Raw genomic sequence first — 23,449 nt, 5'->3', positions numbered from 1 at the left:
AAATACTTCCGCTCCTGCCCATAACACATGACAAACACAACTAAAAAATTATTTATTCTGATCGGCTTCTTCTAATGCAATGTTCAGTTCCAGCACATTGACAGTTTCCGTACCAAACACCCCCAAAAAGGGTTTGCTGATGTTCTTGTCTACAATGGCTTTCACTTCAGCCTCGTTCATGCCACGTGCCTGAGCCACACGCTTCACTTGTACATAAGCACAAGCAGGTGTGATATGTGGGTCTAGACCGGAACCACTGGCGGTTACCATTTCAGCAGGCACATCCTTGCGGCTCAGATAAGGATGATGTACCAGAAAAGTATCGATACGGGCTTCCACTTCTGCCAGGTATTCATCGTTCGTAGGTCCCTTGTTACTACCACCCGAAGCATCGGCTGTATAATTACCCGCAGATGGGCGTCCCCAGAAATAAATATCTTGCGTAAACATCTGGCCTACATTGGCTGCACCTACCACTTTACCATTGAGTGTTGCCACCTCTGCATTTCCCTTGTTGGGACCGGCGAACTGTGCAAATATCCACAAGACAAGGATATAGAACAGAGAGAAAAATATGCAAAATGCAATTGTTATTTTAAATGATTTCCAAAGAGTTTTCATTTTATCCAAGTTTTAAAAAAACAGACTAACTATCATATCTATCAGTTTGATACCGACAAACGGAGCAATGACGCCACCCACACCATAAATCAACAGATTGCGACGAAGTAGCGCACTGGCACCGATCGGCTTATACTGAACACCTTTCAAAGCCAACGGAATCAAGATAGGAATAATGATAGCGTTGAATATGACAGCCGAAAGAATGGCCGTTTCAGGGCTATGCAGTCCCATAATGTTCAGAGGAGCCAACTGAGGGATGGCTACCATAAACAAAGCAGGGATAATAGCAAAGTACTTGGCAACGTCGTTCGCAATGGAGAAGGTAGTCAACGTACCGCGTGTCATTAACAACTGTTTGCCAATCTCCACAATTTCAATCAGCTTCGTCGGATCGTTGTCAAGGTCCACCATGTTACCAGCTTCTTTGGCTGCCTGCGTACCGCTGTTCATTGCCACACCCACATTAGCTTGTGCAAGGGCGGGAGCGTCGTTTGTACCGTCACCCATCATAGCCACCAGCTTACCGGCCTGCTGTTCTTTTTTGATATATTCCATCTTGTCTTCCGGCTTGGCTTCAGCAATGAAATCATCTACTCCAGCTTTCTCTGCAATATATTTGGCTGTCAAAGGGTTGTCACCGGTCACCATCACAGTTTTCACACCCATCCTGCGAAGACGTTCAAAACGTTCCTGAATGCCCGGTTTGATAATATCCTGCAACTCAATTACCCCAGTAACTTTCTGATTGACACATACCACCAGCGGAGTTCCACCGTTGCTGGTAATTACAGCAATCACCTCTTCAATCTCTTTCGGGAACTTGTTTCCGGCATTTTCCACAATCTTGCGAATAGCGTCGAATGCGCCTTTACGTATCTGAGTACCATCCTGCAAATCCACACCCGAACATTTTGTTTCGGCTGTAAACTTAATCATATGAGCACCGGTAGTATTCAAATCACGCATACGATGACCGTTTTCACGTCCCAGTTCAATGATAGACTTACCCTCCGGAGTCTCGTCAGAAAGTGAGGACAACAAGCAAGCCTCTACGAACAAATTCTCGTCAACACCCGAAGCCGAATGAAACTTAGTAGCTTTACGGTTACCGATTGTAATGGTGCCAGTCTTGTCTAGCAACAAGGTATCAATGTCACCGGCTGTTTCTACCGCCTTACCGGATTTTGTAATTACATTAGCGCGCAAAGCACGGTCCATCCCAGCAATGCCGATGGCAGAAAGCAGTCCGCCGATAGTAGTCGGTATCAAGCAGACAAACAAAGATATGATGGCTGCAATGGAGATATAAGTTCCCGGATGGTCAATATTCGTATAATCAGCCATAGGAATCAATGTTACACATACAATAACGAATACCAAAGTGAAACCAGCCAGAAGAATAGTCAATGCTATTTCGTTCGGAGTCTTCTGGCGAGTAGCGCCTTCTACCAAAGCAATCATCTTGTCAAGAAAGCTCTCACCCGGTTGCTGCGTCACCAATACCTTGATTTTATCAGAAAGAACTTTTGTACCACCAGTTACGGAACTCTTGTCACCACCGGCCTCACGGATAACCGGAGCAGATTCACCGGTAATGGCACTTTCGTCAATGGAGGCCAAACCTTCCACAATCTCACCGTCGGCAGGAATCGTATCTCCTGCTTCACAAATAAAATAGTCACCTTTCTTCAAACGTGAACTGCTAACGGTATGGATTTTACCGTCAACCAACACTTTAGCAGGAGTCTCTTCACGGGTTTTACGCAAACTGTCAGCTTGGGCCTTACCACGAGCTTCAGCGATGGCTTCAGCAAAATTAGCAAACAGTAACGTCACAAACAAGATGATGAATACCAATAAATTATATCCGAATGCTCCATATTCCGAAGTACCCAATGAAAGGAAACAGACAATCAGCATGACAACCGTTACGACTTCCACCGTAAACATAATCGGATTCTTTATCATCACCCGTGGATTTAGCTTCACGAATGATTGCTTCAAACTTTCCATTACTTGCTCCTTCTGAAACAGAGAAGCTGATTTATTATCTTTCATACCTATGAAATTACTTTTTACAAACTACTATTACAAACTGAAATGTTCAGCAATCGTACTCAATGCATGTGCCGGGAAGAATGACAAGGCAGCCACAATAAAGATAACGGCAAAAGTCATCACACCGAAAGTTACTGTATCTGTCTTCAGCGTACCGGCACTCTCCGGAACATATTTCTTTCCGGCCAACAGACCAGCAATGGCTACCTGACCTACGATAGGCAGGAAACGTCCTAAAATCAGCGTCCAGCCGGTAGTATAGTTCCAGAAGTAAGTATTGTCGCCCAATCCTTCGAAGCCAGAACCATTATTGGCCGCAGCCGAAGTATATTCATAAAGCTGCTCACTCAGTCCGTGGAAACTGGGATTATTCAACCAGCCGCCCTCACCTGCCACAAATTCAGGATAATGAGCGAACAAAAAGCAAGAAAGTGCCACACCGCCCAAGATGATAAGCGGATGAAGCAGTGCCACAATGGTAGCAATCTTCATTTCACGCGCCTCTACCTTCTTACCGAGAAATTCCGGAGTACGTCCCACCATCAGTCCACTGATGAATACGGCGATAATGATGAATGTATAATAGTTCATGAAACCTACACCCACACCTCCAAACCACGTATTAATCTGCATGTTCAGCATTTCCATCATACCGGAAAGAGGCATCGTTGAATCATGCATACCATTCACAGAGCCATTGGAAGTAACTGTAGTCACAATACTCCAAAGAGCAGTAGCAGCAGACCCTAAACGGACTTCTTTACCTTCCATTGCTCCATTGTCTTGGGCAATTCCCATCTCATCAATGCGCGGATTACCTCCCATCTCCTGCGAAACATTGATGCAAACACCGACAAGAAAAGCAAAAAGCATTACGCTATAGATAGAGTAAGCCATCTTCTTACGTTTGATGTAAAAGCCGAGTGCAATCACCATAGACATTGGTATAATTAGGATAGACCAACATTCTGCAATATCTGTCAAGTAAGTAGGATTTTCCAACGGATGTGAAGAGTTACATCCAAAGTAACCGCCACCGTTCGTACCCAATTGCTTGATAGGAACAATCGCTGCCGTAGGACCTTGTGAAACCAACTGGGTTTGTCCTTCCATCGTCTGAACTTCCAGCTTACCATCAAATCCCATCGGAGTACCTTGTAGAATGAGGATGAAGCCCACAATCAACGAAAGCGGTAATAATACACGTGTACAGCTCAAAACCAAGAACTTCCAGAAGTTACCGATAGTCTTCGTCGATTTAGCAGCCATACCCTTCATGATACCTGCCATAGCTGCCATACCGGTAGCGGCGGTAATGAATTGGAACAACATAATGACGAACAACTGTGTAAAATATGTCAGTCCGCTTTCACCGGAATAATGCTGCAAATTACAGTTCACCATAAAACTGATACATGTATTGAATGCCAGGTCCGGTGTCTGGTTAGCGTTTCCATCCGGATTTAACGGCAACCACTGCTGTGTACAGAGTAGCACCATGCCCCATACAAACCAAAAGGCATTCAGAATCAGCAGGGCTTTCAAGAACTGTTTCCAGTTCATCTCTTCCTCCGGATTGACTCCGGCCACTTTATAAATCAATCTCTCGACCGGCTTCATGAAATCCGACCATGTCTTTTCGCCTTTGTAAACCTTGGCAATATACTTTCCCAGAGGATAGGATATCACAATCAGCAGAACAATCTGCAAGGCTACACCTAAAATTTCAGTGTTCATTTCTCCACTCTCCATTCATTAAAACTTTTCGGGTCTTATCAGCACATAAGTCAGATACCCGAACATTACAATACCTAATACAAATAAAGCTGTGTACATAATTCTCTCTTTTAAATCTTCTCAAACCAATCTACGCATTTCCAGAAAAGCCAAAAGGCGAACAAACCGCTCAATAGGCAAAAAATAAATGATACTGTTATTCCCATGTTTTTACCTTTTAAAATGTTACTACATATTTTTGTCTGCCAGGAATGTGCCAAATATGTGCCAAAAAGAGCGCATATACCATACACCATTAATTATCAACAGAATACATACTAAACAAGTATAAAAAGAAACAGGTTGCACCCTTTCAAAATGAAAAGGTGCAACCTGTTTTGATATGTTTTAGCCCATAGGCACTTTCTGCTTCTAAGCCTGTTTCAAGAATAATCTTGCCACGGTCCTATATCGAAGGTACCTCAGTCGTATACTGAGCCCCCTATTATAGATCTGAGATCTTGTATTCCTCAATCTTCCGATACAACGTCGTCAAACCTATTTTCAATAACCGGGCTGCTTCTGTCTTATTCCCCTTTGTATACTCCAGTACACGGGCAATGTGCCGGCGTTCCATAGCTGAAAGTTCAAAACTGCCGGGACTTGAATCATTGGAGTGTTCATAATGGGCATTCTGAATATCAAACGGCAAATCAGCAATGTCCAGATATCCGCTCTCGCAAACAATCATACTGCGTTCTATCACGTTACGTAATTCACGAATATTTCCCTTCCACGGTTGGGAGTCCAATGCTTCAAGAAATGCGGGAGCTATTTCAACCACCGGACGCGCCAGCTGTTCCGCAAAACTCTTTATAAAAGCCTTCGCCAACAGCCGGATATCACCTGCACGTTCGCGCAATGGCGGCAGATGTATCTGAAATACGCTTAATCTATAAAACAAATCCTCGCGGAAACGTCCGGCAACAATCTCCTGGGACAAGTTGCGGTTCGTAGCGGCAATGATGCGGACATTGACACGGGTAGGTTTCGTATCACCTATCTTAATATACTCACCGGTTTCAAGAATACGCAGCAACTTGGCTTGCAGTTCAAACGCCATCTCACCGATTTCATCCAAAAAAATAGTCCCATTATTCGCTTCCTCGAACAGTCCCTTCTTATCCTTCAATGCGCCGGTAAACGAACCGGCTTTATGACCGAACATTTCACTTTCCAGCAACTCCTTGCTGAACGAAGAACAGTTAACCGCTACAAAATTCTGCCGTGCACGCTTACTACTGTAATGGATGGCCTGGGCAAATACCTCCTTACCCGTGCCCGTTTCTCCAGTCAACAGTACAGGAACATCAGTCCCTGACACCTTCTGAGCTAATGAAACAGCATCCTTCAGGACTTTGGATTCTCCCAGGATAGAATCAAAAGAGTACGTCTGTCCCACCTTCTTCTCCAGTTTTTCCAACCGCACATTCATACGCGCTTTCTCTACAGCACGGCTTATCAGAGGAATAATCTTGTTATTATCGTCTCCCTTGGTGATGTAGTCGAAAGCACCGTTCTTGATGGCCTGCACCCCATCGGGAATATTGCCGTGCGCTGTCAGCAGAATAACTTCCACATTGGGTGCCGCCTTCTTGATAGCCAACACCAGGTCTACCCCATTTCCATCGGGCAGAAACACATCACACAAAACTACATCGGGATTTTGGAGTTCCAGTTGCTTCAGGGCAGCCCTGCAATCACCAGCCTGACAGACGTCATATCCCTCCAACTCCATCATCCGTGTCAGAAGGGTACGGATTTGTACCTCATCATCAATGATTAGAATCTTACTCATATCTATTCGATAAGTTTTTAAACTGATAACGGTAAAAAACAGGGTGTGCAAATATAAGCTTTTCCCAAATACCAACGGCATATCTTTTGAACTTTTATAGGTGAAGGGGCAAGAGCCTGCCACCAACCGGGATATGAATATCCCACCACAACAATGCCACAGCGGCATTATGCAGGCCTAGTCCCAGTGACAGCCCCTCATGCCTCCCCCTTCCATTTTGGAAAGAGGCCACCTGAAATGAAAAGCCGGAAGGAAGAACATCCGGATGAATGCAATTATGAAACTGTTAAAAAAGAAACAAGAAATGAAAGTTTGTAAATTCGGCGGAACTTCCGTCGGCACCGTAGAGAGAATGAAACATGTAGCAACACTCATTAAAGATGCAACACCCAAGATTGTGGTACTGTCTGCCACCGCAGGCACCACCAACCATCTGGAGGAGATTGCCGCCAACTTGTTCAACCGTGAAATAGAACAAGCCCACGACCGCATCACCCGGCTGGAATTCCAGTTCATCGAATTTGCCAATGGGTTGCTGACCGACGAGAAACTGAAACGGGAAGCAATAGATTATATCCTCGACCGCTTCCAGCAACTATGGAAATTTACCAAGAACTCTTTCACCTCCGTCGAAGAGAAGGAGGTGCTGGCACAAGGCGAACTTATCAGTACCGCTCTGATGCATTTCTACCTGCGCGAGCTGAAAATTCCCAATGCACTGCTTTGTGCATTCGACTTCATGCGTACCGGCCCCGACAACGAACCCGACTTGGAATATATAGAACAAAAACTCCGAGAACAGCTTGCCTGCCATCCCGGCATCAATCTCTTCATCACTCAGGGTTTCATCTGCAAGAATGCCTATAACGAAACAGATAACCTGAAACGCGGCGGCAGTGATTACACTGCTTCCCTCATTGGCACCGCCCTCCAAGCAGACGAGATACAAATATGGACGGACATAGATGGCATGCACAACAATGATCCGCGCGAGGTGTCAGGTACCCGCCCCGTGAAACGCCTCAGCTTCAACGAAGCCGAACAACTGGCCTTCTATGGTGCCAAGATACTGCATCCCTTCTGTATCGCCCCGGCACGCCTAAGGAATATTCCCGTCCGGTTGCTTAACTCTATGGAACCGTCGGCAGAAGGCACGCTAATTTCCAACCTGCAGGACGACAATATCATCAAGGCCATAGCCGCCAAGGACCACATCATATACATAAAGTTCGAATCGAACCATAATCTGTGTCCCTATCTGTTCATCAGCAAGATTTTCGACATTTTTGCCAAGTACCGTACCCCCCTCTGCCTGCTGGTATCCTCCAATCTGGACGTATCTGTGGCTATAGACGACTGCACTCGTTTATCGAACATCATCTCCGAACTACGCCAATATGCCCATGTATTGGTAGAAGACCGCATGACCATCGTCTCCGTGGTGGGCAACATGCAATGGGAATATGCCGGGTTTGAGGCAAAGATTATGGAGGCGCTAAAGGACATCCCCCTACGGATGATTTCATATGGCAGCAGCAATAATGACGTGGCATTCGTCATTAAGAATACAGACAAAAAAAGGGCTTTACAAGCCCTAAATGATAAGTTATTCCAACCGGAATATGCAGAACGGAACTAAAAGAAATGGTTCCGTATCTCCTTCGCGATGTAACGGCCCATCAGCTCCTGCCCCGGTTTGTCGGGATGCAACCCGTCGCGCAGATAGCGCCCGCTACCGGAAGGCTGCTCAAACTTTTCGGTGATACCACAATTGGAGTAACAGTCTATCAGCTGCACGGAAAGCGCCCGGCACAACTCACGCAAGATGGCAATCTTCTGCAGATTCAGTGCATTGTGTTCGGGGTTGCCGGTCTGAATCGGCGTGCACACGAATACGCGGCATTGGGGATAATGCTCCAGAATGGTCTGAATGGACCAACGGGCACCGCCCGCCATGGTGTTGACATCTACTTCATCGAGCGTCTTCCCTTTAAGGGCCTCTTCGGCACTACCCAAGTTACGGTCATTCGTTCCCATAGAGAACACAAAGACATCGGGCGCAGGGTAAGCGCCACTTTCCACTTCGGCTATGAACTTCTGGATATGCACCTTTGACACGTTGTTGTGCCGCATCTGTAACTCATGCCTATCCTCCGTAACCTGCCAACCGCCAGAGATGCCGGCAAAAGCTTCGCTGCCATAATCCTGAGTATCGGGATGGCATGCCCATGTGGCAGAACCGACCGCCACGTTGTGATGTGTAGCGAATCCGAGTTTATCCACTACAGTCTTAGACCATTGTTCGCCTGCGGTAATGCTGTTTCCGTCGCACCCGAAGTTCAGCTTGCTGAAGTCCGGATAAAGAGATTGCGCGTGCAGCGCAATCCCCATCCAGACAAGAATCCCCAAAACCATCAATCTATTCATCTTCTTATGATAGAAAACCTATGAAAAACGTTCAATAATTTCCATGCACATACGTCCGTTGTGATACGGACATTTCCAGAATCCCGCCTTGTCATCATCGGTGTTCACCGTGCCGTCAGCACGCACGCTCCAATGCCATTCTCCGTACTTGTAGTCTACCAGATGCTGCTTGATGAAGTCCCAACATCGGAGAGCCTTCTGCATGGCCACTTCGTCATCAAAGTGCTGGTAGAGGTTGGCATGTCCCACTACGTTCTCGGCCTGCACCCACCAGTGGCGGTCGGTATCGGTCTTTCCTTTATCCAGAAAAGTCTCGTATATCATGCTGCCGTCGGGCGTCAATCCTTCATCGGCAGCGGCAGCGATGTATTCTACAAGTGGTTCCACTTTCTCCAGGAGGTCCTTATCGCCCAGAACAAGGGCAGCCTCGTGTATCAACCAGGAGGCTTCGATATCGTGCCCATAGGAGACAATGCGGTATTTACTAACCCAATCATCATTGAAGAACAATTCCAGATGACCGGTCTTGATATTCAGAATCCGTTCCGTGAAAAGGCCTATCAAATTGCGCAGTTGCCTCTCCAGACGGGTATCCTTCCACATGCGGAAAAGATTGGTATAAGGTTCCAGAATATGCAGATGGGTATTCATCGTCTTGCGCTCGTTCTCATCCTTGGCGCTGAGGCGCATGTCGGCTATCTCTCCCCATTCGCGGGTCAAGGCTTCACAATAACCGTTCTTCACGGGGTCGAAGCTATGCTCTTCGATAGTCTCGAACAAACGGATGGCATATGCCAGCGCTTCATCATCGCCCGTGGCACGAGCATATTCACTCAGCCCGTAGATGGCGAAACCCAAAGCGTAAATCTGCTTCTTGGTATCGAGCGGATTGCCTTTATAGTCGAGAGACCAGTAAACTCCGCCAAATTCATTGTCGTAGAAACGGTCGATAAGAGTGCGTTTGGCACGCGTAGCCGTTTCCAGATACTCCGGCCTCCTCAGCAAGCGGTATGCAGCCGAAAAGGTCCACAAGATGCGGGCGTTCAGGATGGCCCCCTTTTCAGCTTCGGGCTTCACCTCCTCTCGACCCGTGATACGGCCGTAGAAGCCGCCGTTCACTTCATCCGTCATTCTGTTTATCCAGAAGGGGAGGATATTGGAGACCAACTCCTCCTCCATCTCCTGTTTCATCTTCTTGATATCCACAAGTTTTTGAGTTATGAGTTATAAGTTATTCTGCTGAAGGTTCTCACGGCGCTCTTTCAGGTCTGCATTGATGGCTGCCATACGCGTCTTATTCAATGGATAGATGAATACGACAACGATGGAAAGTGCGGCTATCGCAGCAGGAATAAAGCTCATCAGATACTTCAAGCCATCCAGCGCCTCGGGAGTCTGCACGGCATTCTCTGCGGTATTGTAACCGAAGAATGCCAACAGTGCCATTACTGCCCAGCCTGCAAATGCACCGCCAAACTTCTGCGCCATAGAACCGGAAGAGAATATCAGCCCCGTAGAGGATGTGCCATCCTTTTGCTCGGCATAGTCCGCCACATCCGCATACATGCTCCAAATCAACGGAGATACGATACCGGTGCAGATGGAGATAAGCACCTGGAAAATCATCATCAGCCACCATCCCAGCCCGTCATTCGGCACAAAGAAGAAGAGCACGCTGAGCACTACCAGGCACACGAGCGAAATGATATAAGTGGACTTCTTTCCAAACTTCATGGACAGAGGCACAGCCAGCGCCACACCAATCATATTACACACTTCACCCACCATCAGGAACAAGCCGGCATACAATACCAGATTGAACACCCCGAAATCGAGGAATGCATTGGCACTGATATAGTCCTTGAAGAAGTAGGCGGCAGTAGCTCCGCGTACCGTATTGAAGAAATTCGACAACAACGCCGCACCATTCAATATCCACCAAGGCGAATTGCGCACCAGTGACTTCACATCCTTACCGATGGATTCGGACGCCACACTCTTGACATGCTCGCGCGTCATGCTAAAGCAAAACAGAAAACCCAAAAAGCAGAGCGTGGCAATGCATACCATGGCATATTGCCAACTGGAAGCATTGCTATAGTCCATTGATTTAAACCAATTACACAATGGCTCCCATGCTCCCAAAGCGATAAAACTACCTCCGTATGCAAAAAACATACGGTAAGAAGAGAAAACCGTTTTTGTGTTCGAATCATCAGTCATTACTCCCAACATAGCCCCGTATGGTACATTGATTGCCGTATATACCGTCATCATCAGGATGTAAGTGACATAAGCCCATACCAGCTTACCCGTTGTCCCCATGTCGGGCGTTGTAAAAAGTAAAATCCCGGCAATGGCAAAAGGAGCTGCAATCCACAACAAATAAGGACGGTATTTACCCCAACGCGTATGAGTACGGTCTGCAATGACTCCCATCATCGGATCGGACACTGCATCCCAAATACGTGTCACCAGCATCAGCAATCCTGCATCAGCCAAGCTCAAACCAAAAATATTCGAATAGAAGAACGGTAAGTAATAGGAGAATATTTTCCAGAACATAGAGGAAGACATATCCCCAAAACCATAACCGATTTTCTCTTTTAGTGTTGCCATAGTATGTTGTATTTTTATTATTTCATTATCTGCAAATTCTTGTCTATCAGCTTCTTCAACGTTTCTACCGAAGCTGATGAAGACAAGCCGTCAGCAGGCGTATTCATGCAATAGTCCACCAGCTTATCAATGGTAGAGGTAGCCACATGCATCCGCGTGTCGGAAGAAGCGTAGTAGATGAATACTGTTCCGTCTTCGTCGGCAATCCAGCCGTTGGTGAAAAGTACATTGCTTACGTCACCTATACGCTCCTCACCCTCGGGTACCATAAAGGCCCCACCGGGAGTGGCAATCAGTTTCGTCGGGTCTTCCAGGGAAGTCATGTACATATAAAGCACATAACGCAATCCGGCGGCACAACCGCGGACACCATGAGCCAGATGCAACCAGCCTTTCGGAGTCTTGATGGGATGCGGACCTTCACCATTCTTCACCTCCTTGATGGTGTGATAGTAGCGCCGGTCGATAATCTTCTCTTCCTTCACCTCGGCATGGGTTATGTCGTCCACCAGCGCCCAGCCGATACCACCACCGCTGCCGGCATCAATAAAGCCATCCTGCGGACGGGTATAGAGGGCATACTTGCCATCTACAAACTCCGGGTGCAGCACCACGTTGCGCTGCTGACTCCTGGTCTTCAGGTCGGGCAGGCGTTCCCAGTTCTTCAAATCCTTGGTGCGGGCAATGGCAGCTGTAGCCGTAGCCGAGGACAAATCACCGGCAGGCGCATTGTCGTCGTGGCGTTCGGCGCAGAAGATACCGTAAATCCAGCCGTCCTCATGAGCCGTGAGGCGCATGTCGTATACATTCGTTGCCGGAATCGCGTCTTCGGGCATGGTGATGGGATAATCCCAGAACCGGAAATTATCAATGCCGTTGGGACTCTCGGCTACGGCAAAGAACGACTTACGGTCAGCGCCCTCTACACGTACCACCATCAGATACTTGCCATTCCACTTAATGGCCCCCGAATTCATGGTCGCATTCATACCGATACGTTCCATCAGGTACGGGTTGGACTTCTCATCCAAATCATACCGCCAGAATACAGGTGTATGAGCAGCCGTCACTACCGGATATTTATAGCGGGTGAATATGTCATTGCCGTCTTCCACGGCCACATTCTTTCTCGTAATCAACTCTTCGTGTTTCTGAAAGAGCCTCTCTACCTTTTCTTTAAAAGCTTCCATGTCTGTTATATTGATTGTTTGTTTATTGATACAGATTTACATCAGCTGCAAACAGCGTCTTGGGATTGTTATAGAACTCCACAAAATCCTCCGCAGATGTCTGTCCCGGATAGGGGGCATAGTAATGGGTCACCTTTTCACGGGCATTGCGCCACACCAGCACATAGGCAAGCGGATATTTCTCCAACGCAGGCAGCAGAGTACCAGTCCACCATTTGGCATCGGGAATTCCTTCGTAACCGGTTTCGGTCACAGCAATCACCTTATTGTGTGCTTTCCCTACACTGTTGATAATGGAAAGTGCCCTATCCATCCCGGCAAGATAGGCATCCCGATCGAACTGATAGGTATCGAAACCGATAACGTCTATCAACTCATCGCCCGGATACTTCTTCAAATATTCCGTCGTGTCCTTGGGTTCCGTGCCCGGAGAGTAAGCATAAAGTGCATTGTCCACTCCTTTGGCCTGCAGAGTATCCACTGTCATGTGCCACAATGCCTTATACTCTTCAGGGGTACACAGTTTTTCGCCCCACCAGAACCAGCTGCCGCTGTGTTCGTGCCAGGGACGGAAAAGTACGGGTATCTTCACGCCGTCCGCCGTCTTCAACGAATGAAGGAAATCGGCCACTCCTCCCAACCAGCCGGCAAATTTCTGGTGATTCTCGCCACCAGGCAAGATGGACTTCACCACCGTCGTATCCGATACATCCCAGGCATCACCGCCCGTCTTGGGATTGCGCGCATGCCAACTGAGCGAAACCATGCCGCCCCGCTGATACTGATTGATTATCTCTTTCCTGATTTTATCGAAGGGAACCTTATCCAGATTGGCGGCATTCCCAAGTTCCAGCTCTCCCAAATCAAAGCTGATAACAGCCGGATAGTCGCCACACACGCTTTTCACATCCGAACGGCCTTCCTCACCTTCCCAGCCGATACCATATACCGTATCGTCATGATGGCCGAGCATGATACCTTTGGAAGGGATTTTTTTCAAGTTAGCCAGTAAGTTCTCCGTTTCCTGCGTACGCGCAGCAGCCGTCTCTTCATTCACACTCTGTTCTTTCTTGGAAGAACCGCAGGCGGTCAACAGACTTGCCGCCAGAATCATCATAGCAAATTTTACTTTTCTCATATCCATGTTTTTCAATCTGGTATTGTTATTGGTAACACTAATTCCTGGCACAAAGATAGCGGATTGCACCAAGAGAAAATGATACAATTTTATCCCTTTACTGTATTAAAAAACAGAATATAAAAAACGTATCATCTAACTTTCACCGGAACGCGCTTCCGCGAGACAATTCCCCGTTCCACTTTCCGGCGTTCCAGCTTCACCGGTTCGCTTGTAAAATCGGGAACATTGTACGAGTAGACCAGACGGTCGTAATACTCCCAAGGATTTTCCTGAGGAAGCAGGAAAGGCTTGCCCACCACCCCATTCTCATCCATACTTGCCAGATACAGACGGGTATAAAGCCCATCTCCCCTGCGGCTACTGAACACAAACCATCGGGAGTTACTGCTCCAGTTATGGAAACTTTCCGTATCATCGCTGTTCACCTCCTTTATGGGACGCATACCGCCATCCTTCAAATCCAACAGCCATAAATCGGCTTCTTTATGCCAAATTGAGAAATTCCCGTAATCCGACAAAGTAAACATGATATACTCACCGTCGTACGAGGGCCTCGGGAAGGAGATGCTTTTCTTCATAGCTGCCGCATTGACCAGCGTATCTATCGTTTCGCCAAATGTCCCGTCTTCCGGATTGAAATCTATACTACACAAGCTATAACGTATTTCCTTATATTCTGCCGGTATCGGCTTGGCCTCCGCAGCACAGAAATACAGTTTGCGTCCGTCCGGTGAAAATACTGGAAAGGTTTCGAAGACTTCCTTCTTCTGAAGCAAGGGAGAGAGCAGTAATTCATGTGTCTCGGGATGATAGATCAGTACATCCGATTCCAAGTCGAGCACTTCCACACGCTCATCCTTCACCGCATGGAAAGACTGGCGCGTATTGTTGACGGAATAGGCAATGAATTTTCCGCTTGGATGCCAATAGGGGTATACACCCGCAGAGAGAGTGGAATCCGTTTTCGTATCCAGCATTTCGCGCTTCCCGTCTATCTGCATCAAGGTCCCTCCGTTCTTTCCACGGATATGCAGGCTCAGATGGTCCGGATTTGTTTTGTTGAAAGCATGACAATTCAGGCACATGCCCGGCACCATGGTATTCTCCAGCAAGGGACGCTCCTCGAACGAAGCAAGGTCACGCTCATAAATGCCCATCTTGCTATAAACTTCATATCCGGGAGCCAGCTTGCGGTATACCACCCCATAATCTATAGGATACGGACTGACATACATGGGAAAAGAGCGGTACTGTTTCCACTCGCCGTCTTTCCGGATACATACCGTAAACAGAAGGCTATCACCCTTGTTCTCCTCCAAAAGCTCTTGCCATGCATCTTGCGGAAATGATACTATTTTATCATTTACGTGCATCTCTCCGGACTTTCCTCCGGTCACGGTCACATCCACACGTTCGTACGCTCCACCAATACAATTGAAATTCATAGGAGCAATGGTTGCAGGAATAGTCACACCGATATAGTCGGGATAGATATCCGGCCATTCATCCACCCTTTCCGGGGAAGTCACCGGATTGCCGCAAGCGGCAAACCACCATGCAGCCATTATGCAAACAGCTATATTCTTCATCTTTTTCATTTTACTTTCTTAGTAGCAAATAATTCCAGTATGTACTGCCGAAACGCGCCTCCAACATCTGCCGGGCATTCTGCTGCGAGGTATATATCCGCGCAAATTCCGTTACATCCCGCACCACTTGGGGCGAAATGCTCCACGGCATACCCTGGAAGTTCTTGTGCGTCTGTGTCCATACATATATCAACGCCTCTTGATAGCTGCGGGGAATATGGTCGTAGCCGGCATGCTTACCCAGCGGATAGTACTTCATGAAACGTTCCAAATCACGTTGCTGCAGGACATAGGCCAGCATATACTCAAATGCCATCCGGTTCCGGTGGTTGTGCTGGTAAAGCAGCCCCAGCATGATGTCCGTTTCCTGGCTGCTGAACAAGAAGTCTTCCGTATAGCGTATCTGCCTTAACCAACCCCACTCCTTGTGGGCATTGATTTTTTCCTCATTATACAGATAGGTCATGGCATCCTCTGCCCAATCCCTGTAGAAGATTGTCTTCCTCAACAAACGCAGGTACTTGGCTGCCACTTCGTATTGCCCGTTTATCAGGTTCGTCTCTGCCAGACGCTTGAAGCAACGGCCACTCTTGTTGAAGTTAGGTATGGCCTCCATCGCCTCAAAAGTGAAACGCTGTGCCGTATTGACCATACCCAAATGATAGTATGCCTCACTGGTGGGCAACGGAGAAGTAAAATCACGCTGAAACTCCGGCAGCAGCCCTTCCGTCCCGTTCTGGTAAAACTCGAACATACGGTCGCCCATCTGTCCCGTCTTTCCCAAAGCAAGATTCAGGCAGGTCACGCCGAAAGGTGAAACCGGTGACTTCTCTTCTGCCTTTTCTATAATCTCCTGCCATTGTTTATTACGTACCAGCTGGTCATACTCCATCGCTTCCTCTTTATCCATATCGCAACCGGCCGCCACGTAGTAATAGCCGAACAATGTTACCGCCACCACTTGCAGAACTCCATAAAATACCGGCTTCTTCTTCAAAGCGGGCAAAGCGGACAGCAGGAAGGGGAGAACAACCAGTAATACGGCAAGCCCTATCTCTATCCAGGGAATCACTGCCGGGAAACGGTAATATCCTATACCACCCATCAGACGGTAAATGGGGAATTGTACCCACATGCTTGCCAATAGCGGACAACCGATACCCCACAATCCTACACCCCAGAACACTCCGACACCACCCCAGAAATTCTTACCTTTAAGATTCAACCGGAACTCGCGTACAATCACCCAGCCCATAAAGATGAAGTGTGCCGCACCCGCTGTCCAGTAAAGCAGCGGAAGGACTATCAGAATGTATGCCACACGCTGCCACTTCCCTTTCAAATCCGCATACCAGCAGGATGCAGACAATGCTAACAGCAGAGCCACCACCAATGACAGCATCGCATTTTCATCACCCATGAAATGCCACAAGACAATGATGGGCAGAAAACTCAGCGGATAATACACATCAGCCGCACCCTGCTCCTTCGCCAGTTTCCAAACCAACCGTTGCAACAACACGTACAAAAAAGCCAGAATACAAGCTCCCGCCCACACGTGATAATAGAACTGCGTCAGATACTCAGCGATATAATCGGCCAACCCACCGGGAACCACTATCCGTTCCCACCAGTAGTCGGCATCGAACAAGAAAAGCTGGAACTGCTCCTGATAGGAAATATGGGCCGGATATACGCTTCCCCAAAAGAGAAGCACCGCTACGCCAAAAAGTATCGACAACCCTATCTTCCAAGTCTTTTTCAGAAATAAGAACATTTACTATTTACAATTTATTATTTACAATTTGGTACTCTCTGTATGTCTTGTCATTTGAATTCCTCAGCCTTCAGTTGCCGGTTTATCCGCTTGATGGAAGAAGCATCAAAAGGAACGGGAGTAGCCGACAAATCGGGAATATTGTAGGATTTCAATGTCAAATCGTCTTTTTCAGGGTCCGACTGGGGTAGCACAAAAGGCTTATGCGCCTTCCCTTCAGCATCCAGATAGGCAAAATAAACCCGCCCGTACTGCCCGTCACCCCGCTTGCTGGCAAAGGCAAACCAACGGCTGCCTGACGACCAACTGTGATAAGTGTCCGAACGGCTGGAGTTGACCATTGGCAGGGAGTCGATGGCGCCCGTCTGCAAATCCATCAGCTGCAATTCCGTCTCCCGGTGCCAAATGGGGAATGTTCCATAATCAGCAACGGTATAAAGCAGGTAGCGTCCGTCCGGTGAGGCTTTCGGATGACACACGGAGCCTTTCTCCAGCCGGGCATTCCAAAGGGTATCCACGCGGTCACCCCATGCGCCGTGATTGGCATCGAACGCAATGCGGCAAAGCGAATAGCGTAATTGCTGTACGCTGTCCGGCAATGGCACAGTCGGAGCTGAGCAGTAATATATCCATTTCCCATCGGCAGAGAATGTGGGAAAAGTTTCCAATACGGTGGAATCCGCCGTAAGCGGAGATAGAATCATCCGGTTTCCGTCAAAATCGGCGACAGCCAAATCGGAGACGGTATCGTAAACTTCCAGACGGCGGTTACTTTCCGTATGGAACATGGGAATAATCACATTAGACGAGAACACACCATACCGCCCGTCAGGATGGAAATCCCCGTAGACAGCCGCAGATATCATCTGTTCATTCTTCAAGGCAAGCTTACGGAGCTTGCCGTCACGGTTCAGGACAGTCCCCCCTCCCTCACCCCGAAGATGGAACATCGAAAGGTTGCCACTATTTCCTCCGTGCACATGACAGTTCATGCACTTGCCGTCTGTCTGACTGTTATCCGCCAAAATACGCTCTTCGAAATTCTCAATACAACGTTCACGTATCTGCAAGGTATTCCATACCTCATAACCGGGCTCTATCAGACGGTAACTGACATAGGCGTCAAGCTTGTCCGCCACTACCTGCCATGCAAAGGAAGGATAGCGCAGCCAGCGGCCGTCGGTACGGGCAGTAACAGTTACTTCCAAAGTATGTTCCTTCTCCGCTTCAAGCAATGCACGCCAAGCTTTCAAGGGGAATATCGCCTTGTTCCCGCGCGCATTTATCTCCAAGCTGTCCGATGCTCCCTTTACACTCACGCATACCGCATCCACCCCTTCATTCCGCACAAGGAAATTCAAAGGAGCCACATTGTAGGGAATGGTTACATCCTGATATTCCGGATAGAGCATCAATAACCGGTCTGCAGGCTGTACAGACTCCGGACGGGGACTGCAAGCATATAGGCAGTAGCACAGTAACAGCCCCACAACAACTTGTATATATTTCATATCTATGTTCATCATAAATCACTTCCCCTTTTTCATCGTAGCATAGTGGAAATAAAACCAATATGTTTTTCCGTATTTGGCTTGCAAAGGGGCACCATTACCACCATTCGCCTCGTACAGTCGGGTATAATCGCCAAATTCATCCAATACTTGAGGCGGTATATTCCATTTTTCCACTTCATCCAACGAAGCCTTTTTCCCGGCAAGATAGATAAGTAAACCTTCGGCATACAATCTGGAAGGAAACTTCTTTGCAGCAAACTCCCGATAATCTCCGGCGAAAGCCCCAATATCCTTATTCAGCAAATCAAAGCAGAGAAGGTAATCGCATGCCAACGTATTATCAGGATTGTTACGCAACAGATGACGAAGTGAAAGCGGAATGTCGGCAGAAGAACGCAAAGTATCCGTTGCAGGCAACAACAACCGCTTCCGTTCCAGCCATTGGCAGACTTCGGCCGTCTGTTTTCCGGGAATACGTCGTTCTGCCCAATCACGGTAACACATTGTCTTTTGCAGGAGACGAAGATATTTCATAGCCGCCGCCTCATCACCGTTCACCAGGTTGATTTCCGCCAAACGCTTGACAGCTCTTGCCCCGGTGTGGTGCGGAGAAAAAATCATTCCCAGAATGGCGGCATGTTCAGCCATCGTCATATCTCCCAACGCAAACCAGACTTCATTGGCTGCATAAATAGTGAGGTAGGTAGAATGGGGAGCCACAGGCAGAAACAGCCCTTGCGAAGCCGGTTGATAACCATCCATCAGCCGGTCGGGAAGCCGGTTCTGCTGTGCATTCAGCAAATTATAATAATAGGCAGTGAACGGAGAGCGGTATTCACCCTCCACCAACAGTTTCCGTACTTTTTCCGAACGGCCGAAATACATTTCCGAATCCAACGCCAAAAGATATTCCCGCCCTAAATCGGGCATATTGTACCATCGTGACGACCAATCGCCACAGCCAAACAGCCAATAGCCGGACAATACCGCCAATATGCTTACCGGTAAGCCCGACTTCCACGAACGTCGCATGCAGCTACGGCACAACAACAAAACACCTCCGATACCGGTTAAAGCGATTGTGCCGGAAAGCGGATAACTCAATCCGCATTGCCTTCCTGCCTCCCAAGCCACCGCCAACACCGTAGGAATCCACGCCCAACGTCCCATGTACGGAGCCAACAAACGAAACACCACCACTCCCCAAAGCAACAGCACGACAGCCATTATGGTCGGGCCACCCCCTTCGTAATAAAAGAATTGAGTGAGGAAATCTCCTGACAGACGTGCCAGAGCCGCCGGATGCCGCAGATACCCGGCCAATGGTTCGGTGGCAAGCAAAAAGAGCTGTGTCTGCTCCCGATGGAACAGATGATAGGGCAATATCCGGAAGAAAAAAAGAAACAACGCCAAAGCACCGATTCCTGCCGCTCCCCATTCAATGTATTTCCTTCTGCAAGCTTTCATCCAACAGTTTTTGTTGTTCTTCCGTCAAGGAGCCACGCACCATCTTCCGCATGAATGTCCCCAACGTATTGTTTCCCTGCTCTTTCAAAAACAGAAAGTTCGTTTCCTGCTCCTGCATCCTCAGACTGTCACGTATCCGTATCAGATGCAGTGAATCTTTTCCGGTGGCATTCCGTAGTCCCGTCCGGATAAAATGGTAAGCCTCTTGCTTCTTTTCCCTCCCCTCTTTCCATTTCTGAAGGGCATCATTTTGCGGAGTGCCCGTTACCGAACCGACAGAGTCGGCCTTCACATGTATGGTTCCCGGCTCCGTCACCACCAGCAGTTCCTGGATGTAGATACGCAGCAGATGGCGCAGACGCAACACCCTCATCTCCTCCCCTTGTCCGGAAAAAGAAAAAGAGGCATTGGTTATCTTTACAGAATCCACCCGCCCCGGCGCATTCTCCATCGGCACGAGGTATATCCATTCCCCGTCGTATTTCACCGACGGCAACGTTCCTTCAATCACATAATTCTGTCCGGAATTTCCACAACTTGCCCAAAGAAGGCAACTGATACAGAAAAGCAAGATACGTGTTTTCATCCTTATACATTAGAATTTCAACAAAGGTAGGCGTTTACCAACTGTCAGCCTAATATTCAATTAACCAAAGATAATATTTTTAATCAGAGATTTTCTTCACCGCCATACACTCCATTTCCACCAGCCACCCCGGGCGACAGACGGGAGCCAGCGTAATCACTCTCGGCGTATCGGGAAAACGCTTGTCAAACATCTCTTTCACTACAGCATAATCCGCAATATCACGCAGATAGACAATGATATGCCCTACATCTCCAAAGCCGCAGTCAGCTTCCTTCAGCAGAGCCTCCACATTCTCCCACATCCGTTCTGTCTGACGGCGTACATCTCCGGCATACATCACTTCCCCACGGTTGTTGATACTCGCCGTACCGGAAATGAGTACTTGCCGACGGTCGTCGTAATCCACCGCCGTTCCCCGTTCGAAACTGACTCCATACTCATAAGTGGGGTTCAGATGTGTGCGGGCATAGAGATATTTGATTTGTCCGGGCTTTAATCCCGCTACAGCAAAAGCGTCAAGCATCACCAATGCTTTCGGATCGGCATGACGCCCACCGATACCGGTACTGGCAATATAGTGCGTGTTCTCCGTCAGGTTCTGGGTGACGAACATCTCATTGCGTGCCTTGACTACACCGGCATAATTGCAATCCACATTCTGCACAAATATCCAGGTACGCAGGCAATTGTCGGCCAGAGTACACCCTTCCTCCATCAGTTGCATGGCATAGTCGTTGAGCAAAAGACGCATCTGGTATTCCGAATTGGCGGCACGATTGAAGCTGCCTCCCATCCAGAGCTGGCGGTAAGCACCGTGTTTCACTTCATACAGTCCGTTCGGCAGCACTCGTGTCTGCACATCGGTCTGCAGATAGGCCCACAAAGCAATCTTGGTGCCATCCAGCGGAGGCTGTTCCACCACAGACAGCGCGCAATCGGAGCTTTCCGCCGTAGCGGCAAGCAACAGTTCCGCTTGGTTGGCGGCATCACTCAGGAAGTATCTTTTAAAAACCGCCACGGCTCCGGACAGTTCTTTTTTCAGTAAAGCGGCATACGCATCCAACACGACATTCATCTGTTCACGATAGGTCTGTTTCGGGTCAGTGGCATGTATCATCACATGGTATTCCGTCACTCCGCCGGTCACAACAAATGCAGCCACTTCCGCCCTGCCTGAAGGATAAGAGTATGATGTGTATTTCATATCATTAACAAGAGATTGTTTCAATCGCAAAGATAAGTTTTTTATCCGACAAGGAGTAGTGAAAATCGCAACTTTCGCTTGTTTTGTTCTTATAAAAAAGTTACTTTTATAGAAATCTATAAAATATACAGTTATTATGAGCGAAAATATTTATCCCATCGGCATCTACAACCTGAATTAATAGGAATCTATGTCAATCCGTAATGAGACTATAAACCGGCTTTCTCTTCCTTCACCCCTTCACCTTTCGCATTATTTCCCTATCGTTCAACCCTTTCCGGTGAAACTTCTTTCTTCCTTCTCACCACCTCATATACATTGCCGTACTTCGTATGCCGGCGTTTCAGTCCCACCCGCAGCAGCACCGAACCGAACTGCATGGGATTGCTGCCACGCATCAAGGCGGGATGCGTTTTTTGTAACTCATCAAAGATGTCGGCGGCAGTCAGGTCGAAGCTCTTCTCTGCCGGAAGCGGGGTACGAAACAAGCTGTGAACCGCCTCCTCCACAAGGCTGACACGATAGAAAGCCTCGTTATGCCATTGCAGTTCCTCCTCCTCCGGCTTGGTGAACCAGTTGCGCCGCCCGGCAATGAGTTCCGCTTTCAGTTGGGCAAAAATCTGGTCGTGCTCTATGCCTATGCAGTCAATATTGTGCTTCACCTCGATGCAGAGGAAGCGCCGGCTCCCGGTGGGGTCGGTCAGCAGGTCGAACCGGTTGCTGGTGCCGATGAACGAGGCGATACGGGGCAGTTGCCTGAAGTTCTGCTGATAGGCCTTGCGGATGTTGAGCACCGACATCTGCATCAGATTTTTCAGTAAGGGCATTTTGTTGTCGGCATACTTGTCGAACTCGTCCATATTGAGCAGCCCCATTTCCGCCAGCATTCTCTCAGCTTGTCCCTGCGAGGTCAGTTTCAGGTTGTCGGCGTAGTAACGCGTCAGCACGTCAGGCATCAAGGCGCGACAAAAGCTGGATTTCCGTCGTCCCTGCTCGCGGCTGACGAGAACGGGAGCCACGCTGTTGGCATGCAGTCCGGACACGCCCATCCATTGCGAGGCAAGTCCCAGCATCCAGGTATGGAATCCCCGCACCCAGTGAGGCCGAGAAGAGACGCGGCAGGCAAGCGCAGTCAGCCGGTCCTTGCCGTCCCAATCGGGCAGTTCGTCCATGTAGAGCAGGAAGGGATGGTAGGCAGGGATGTAAGTGGAATAGACGTATCGGTTCAAGTCCTTGTCCCAGCAAGGAATACCTTCGGCATGGGCTTCGATGCAGAAAGTGTTCAACTCGCGCTTGCCCACGGGGGTGAAGGCGGCAGAGCGTTGTCCGGCGGGGCGGAACTCGGTTTCATCCGTCAGCAGATTATAGCGAAAGTCGTAGCGCGAAGTGAGGAACTCCTCGATGTCGCCGCTCAGTGCAGTCACGGTGCTTGCGGCTTTCGCGCTCCGGCGGCGCTGCTCTTCCCGCTCCTTCCAGTTTCGGTCGGTCGTTTCTTTTTGTGCGTGTTTCAGCCTTTCGGAAAAGGCTATCAGTTGTCCCGCTTCCTTCAAGAGCCGGTGTTGCTGCAAAGTCATCAGTTTTTTCTTCATAAATATTTTTTATTAAAATGATTATTGGGAGGTTTCGAGGAAGGGAATCATCCTTTCTTTCCTCTCGCCTCTTCGCCAAAGTTACTG

The 23,449-nt window shown here is 48.4% G+C and carries 18 protein-coding genes; 1 reads left to right on the top strand and 17 read right to left on the bottom strand.

Annotated features, from left to right (window positions below):
* Positions 1-48: 48 nt before the first annotated feature.
* From DW896_RS11135 to DW896_RS11115, 5 genes are all read right to left on the bottom strand, one after another.
* Complete coding sequence (locus DW896_RS11135) at positions 49-621, bottom strand: K(+)-transporting ATPase subunit C (RefSeq protein WP_005834858.1); 573 nt, start codon at positions 619-621, stop codon at positions 49-51.
* 12 nt (positions 622-633) lie between these two features.
* Positions 634-2,682: a potassium-transporting ATPase subunit KdpB gene (gene kdpB / locus DW896_RS11130; protein WP_005834857.1), complete on the bottom strand. Its 2,049-nt coding sequence runs from the start codon at positions 2,680-2,682 to the stop codon at positions 634-636.
* Between the two features lie 30 nt (positions 2,683-2,712).
* On the bottom strand, positions 2,713-4,419 hold the full coding sequence (gene kdpA / locus DW896_RS11125) for a potassium-transporting ATPase subunit KdpA (RefSeq protein ID WP_009037805.1): 1,707 nt from the start codon (positions 4,417-4,419) through the stop codon (positions 2,713-2,715).
* Between the two features lie 18 nt (positions 4,420-4,437).
* Positions 4,438-4,485 (bottom strand): potassium-transporting ATPase subunit F, encoded by a 48-nt coding sequence (locus tag DW896_RS21880; RefSeq protein ID WP_353795016.1) that lies wholly within the window; start codon positions 4,483-4,485, stop codon positions 4,438-4,440.
* A gap of 418 nt (positions 4,486-4,903) precedes the next feature.
* A complete protein-coding gene (locus tag DW896_RS11115) occupies positions 4,904-6,256 on the bottom strand; it encodes a sigma-54 dependent transcriptional regulator (protein ID WP_008662930.1) in 1,353 nt (450 codons plus the stop codon).
* A 304-nt stretch (positions 6,257-6,560) separates the two neighbouring features.
* On the opposite strand from DW896_RS11115, the gene DW896_RS11110 reads away from it, so the two are divergent.
* Positions 6,561-7,895 (top strand): aspartate kinase, encoded by a 1,335-nt coding sequence (locus tag DW896_RS11110; RefSeq protein ID WP_005834854.1) that lies wholly within the window; start codon positions 6,561-6,563, stop codon positions 7,893-7,895.
* On the opposite strand, the gene DW896_RS11105 is transcribed toward DW896_RS11110, so the two are convergent.
* The 12 genes from DW896_RS11105 to DW896_RS11050 all read right to left on the bottom strand — a co-directional run bounded on the left by DW896_RS11105 (position 7,892) and on the right by DW896_RS11050 (position 23,362).
* Positions 7,892-8,683, bottom strand: a complete 792-nt coding sequence (locus tag DW896_RS11105) for an SGNH/GDSL hydrolase family protein (protein ID WP_005834852.1) — start codon at positions 8,681-8,683, stop codon at positions 7,892-7,894. The genes DW896_RS11110 and DW896_RS11105 overlap by 4 nt on opposite strands.
* Before the next feature lie 18 nt (positions 8,684-8,701).
* A complete protein-coding gene (locus DW896_RS11100) occupies positions 8,702-9,889 on the bottom strand; it encodes an AGE family epimerase/isomerase (RefSeq protein ID WP_005834850.1) in 1,188 nt (395 codons plus the stop codon).
* 18 nt (positions 9,890-9,907) lie between these two features.
* The gene (locus tag DW896_RS11095) at positions 9,908-11,302 is read right to left on the bottom strand and encodes an MFS transporter (RefSeq protein ID WP_005834847.1); all 1,395 of its coding nucleotides are present in this window, start codon (positions 11,300-11,302) and stop codon (positions 9,908-9,910) included.
* 17 nt (positions 11,303-11,319) lie between these two features.
* Positions 11,320-12,492, bottom strand: coding sequence for a glycosidase (locus DW896_RS11090; protein WP_009037804.1), 1,173 nt, complete (start codon positions 12,490-12,492; stop codon positions 11,320-11,322).
* A 22-nt stretch (positions 12,493-12,514) separates the two neighbouring features.
* Positions 12,515-13,630 carry a glycoside hydrolase family 26 protein gene (locus DW896_RS11085; protein ID WP_009037803.1) on the bottom strand — a complete coding sequence of 372 codons (1,116 nt, stop codon included), beginning with the start codon at positions 13,628-13,630 and terminating at the stop codon, positions 12,515-12,517.
* Between the two features lie 131 nt (positions 13,631-13,761).
* Positions 13,762-15,222, bottom strand: coding sequence for a hypothetical protein (locus tag DW896_RS11080; protein ID WP_227741004.1), 1,461 nt, complete (start codon positions 15,220-15,222; stop codon positions 13,762-13,764).
* A 10-nt stretch (positions 15,223-15,232) separates the two neighbouring features.
* On the bottom strand, positions 15,233-16,999 hold the full coding sequence (locus tag DW896_RS11075) for a DUF6057 family protein (protein WP_005824995.1): 1,767 nt from the start codon (positions 16,997-16,999) through the stop codon (positions 15,233-15,235).
* Between the two features lie 50 nt (positions 17,000-17,049).
* On the bottom strand, positions 17,050-18,525 hold the full coding sequence (locus tag DW896_RS11070) for a PD40 domain-containing protein (protein ID WP_005824996.1): 1,476 nt from the start codon (positions 18,523-18,525) through the stop codon (positions 17,050-17,052).
* Positions 18,526-18,528: 3 nt separating this feature from the next.
* Positions 18,529-19,980, bottom strand: coding sequence for a DUF6057 family protein (locus DW896_RS11065; protein ID WP_005824997.1), 1,452 nt, complete (start codon positions 19,978-19,980; stop codon positions 18,529-18,531).
* The gene (locus tag DW896_RS11060; RefSeq protein WP_005824998.1) at positions 19,952-20,566 is read right to left on the bottom strand and encodes a DUF4369 domain-containing protein; all 615 of its coding nucleotides are present in this window, start codon (positions 20,564-20,566) and stop codon (positions 19,952-19,954) included. The genes DW896_RS11065 and DW896_RS11060 overlap by 29 nt, the downstream gene beginning before the upstream one ends.
* Before the next feature lie 79 nt (positions 20,567-20,645).
* Positions 20,646-21,773, bottom strand: coding sequence for a Rid family hydrolase (locus DW896_RS11055; RefSeq protein WP_005825000.1), 1,128 nt, complete (start codon positions 21,771-21,773; stop codon positions 20,646-20,648).
* A 260-nt stretch (positions 21,774-22,033) separates the two neighbouring features.
* A complete protein-coding gene (locus DW896_RS11050; protein ID WP_005825002.1) occupies positions 22,034-23,362 on the bottom strand; it encodes a VapE domain-containing protein in 1,329 nt (442 codons plus the stop codon).
* Positions 23,363-23,449: the final 87 nt, after the last annotated feature.

This window comes from Bacteroides sp. AM41-16, from assembly GCF_003603495.1.
GTDB lineage: Bacteria > Bacteroidota > Bacteroidia > Bacteroidales > Bacteroidaceae > Bacteroides > Bacteroides uniformis.
The sequence above is the reverse complement of the archived record's forward strand: the minus strand, read 5'-3'. Positions and strand labels throughout refer to the sequence as shown.

Coding starts and splice junctions, on each gene's coding strand:
- DW896_RS11135 (WP_005834858.1), bottom strand. CDS start 621: ATGAAAACTCTTTGGAAATCATTTAAAATAACAATTGCATTTTGCATA.
- kdpB (WP_005834857.1), bottom strand. CDS start 2,682: ATGAAAGATAATAAATCAGCTTCTCTGTTTCAGAAGGAGCAAGTAATG.
- kdpA (WP_009037805.1), bottom strand. CDS start 4,419: ATGAACACTGAAATTTTAGGTGTAGCCTTGCAGATTGTTCTGCTGATT.
- DW896_RS11115 (WP_008662930.1), bottom strand. CDS start 6,256: ATGAGTAAGATTCTAATCATTGATGATGAGGTACAAATCCGTACCCTT.
- DW896_RS11110 (WP_005834854.1), top strand. CDS start 6,561: ATGAAAGTTTGTAAATTCGGCGGAACTTCCGTCGGCACCGTAGAGAGA.
- DW896_RS11105 (WP_005834852.1), bottom strand. CDS start 8,683: ATGAATAGATTGATGGTTTTGGGGATTCTTGTCTGGATGGGGATTGCG.
- DW896_RS11095 (WP_005834847.1), bottom strand. CDS start 11,302: ATGGCAACACTAAAAGAGAAAATCGGTTATGGTTTTGGGGATATGTCT.
- DW896_RS11090 (WP_009037804.1), bottom strand. CDS start 12,492: ATGGAAGCTTTTAAAGAAAAGGTAGAGAGGCTCTTTCAGAAACACGAA.
- DW896_RS11085 (WP_009037803.1), bottom strand. CDS start 13,630: ATGAGAAAAGTAAAATTTGCTATGATGATTCTGGCGGCAAGTCTGTTG.
- DW896_RS11080 (WP_227741004.1), bottom strand. CDS start 15,222: ATGAAGAATATAGCTGTTTGCATAATGGCTGCATGGTGGTTTGCCGCT.
- DW896_RS11075 (WP_005824995.1), bottom strand. CDS start 16,999: ATGTTCTTATTTCTGAAAAAGACTTGGAAGATAGGGTTGTCGATACTT.
- DW896_RS11070 (WP_005824996.1), bottom strand. CDS start 18,525: ATGATGAACATAGATATGAAATATATACAAGTTGTTGTGGGGCTGTTA.
- DW896_RS11065 (WP_005824997.1), bottom strand. CDS start 19,980: ATGAAAGCTTGCAGAAGGAAATACATTGAATGGGGAGCGGCAGGAATC.
- DW896_RS11060 (WP_005824998.1), bottom strand. CDS start 20,566: ATGAAAACACGTATCTTGCTTTTCTGTATCAGTTGCCTTCTTTGGGCA.
- DW896_RS11055 (WP_005825000.1), bottom strand. CDS start 21,773: ATGAAATACACATCATACTCTTATCCTTCAGGCAGGGCGGAAGTGGCT.
- DW896_RS11050 (WP_005825002.1), bottom strand. CDS start 23,362: ATGAAGAAAAAACTGATGACTTTGCAGCAACACCGGCTCTTGAAGGAA.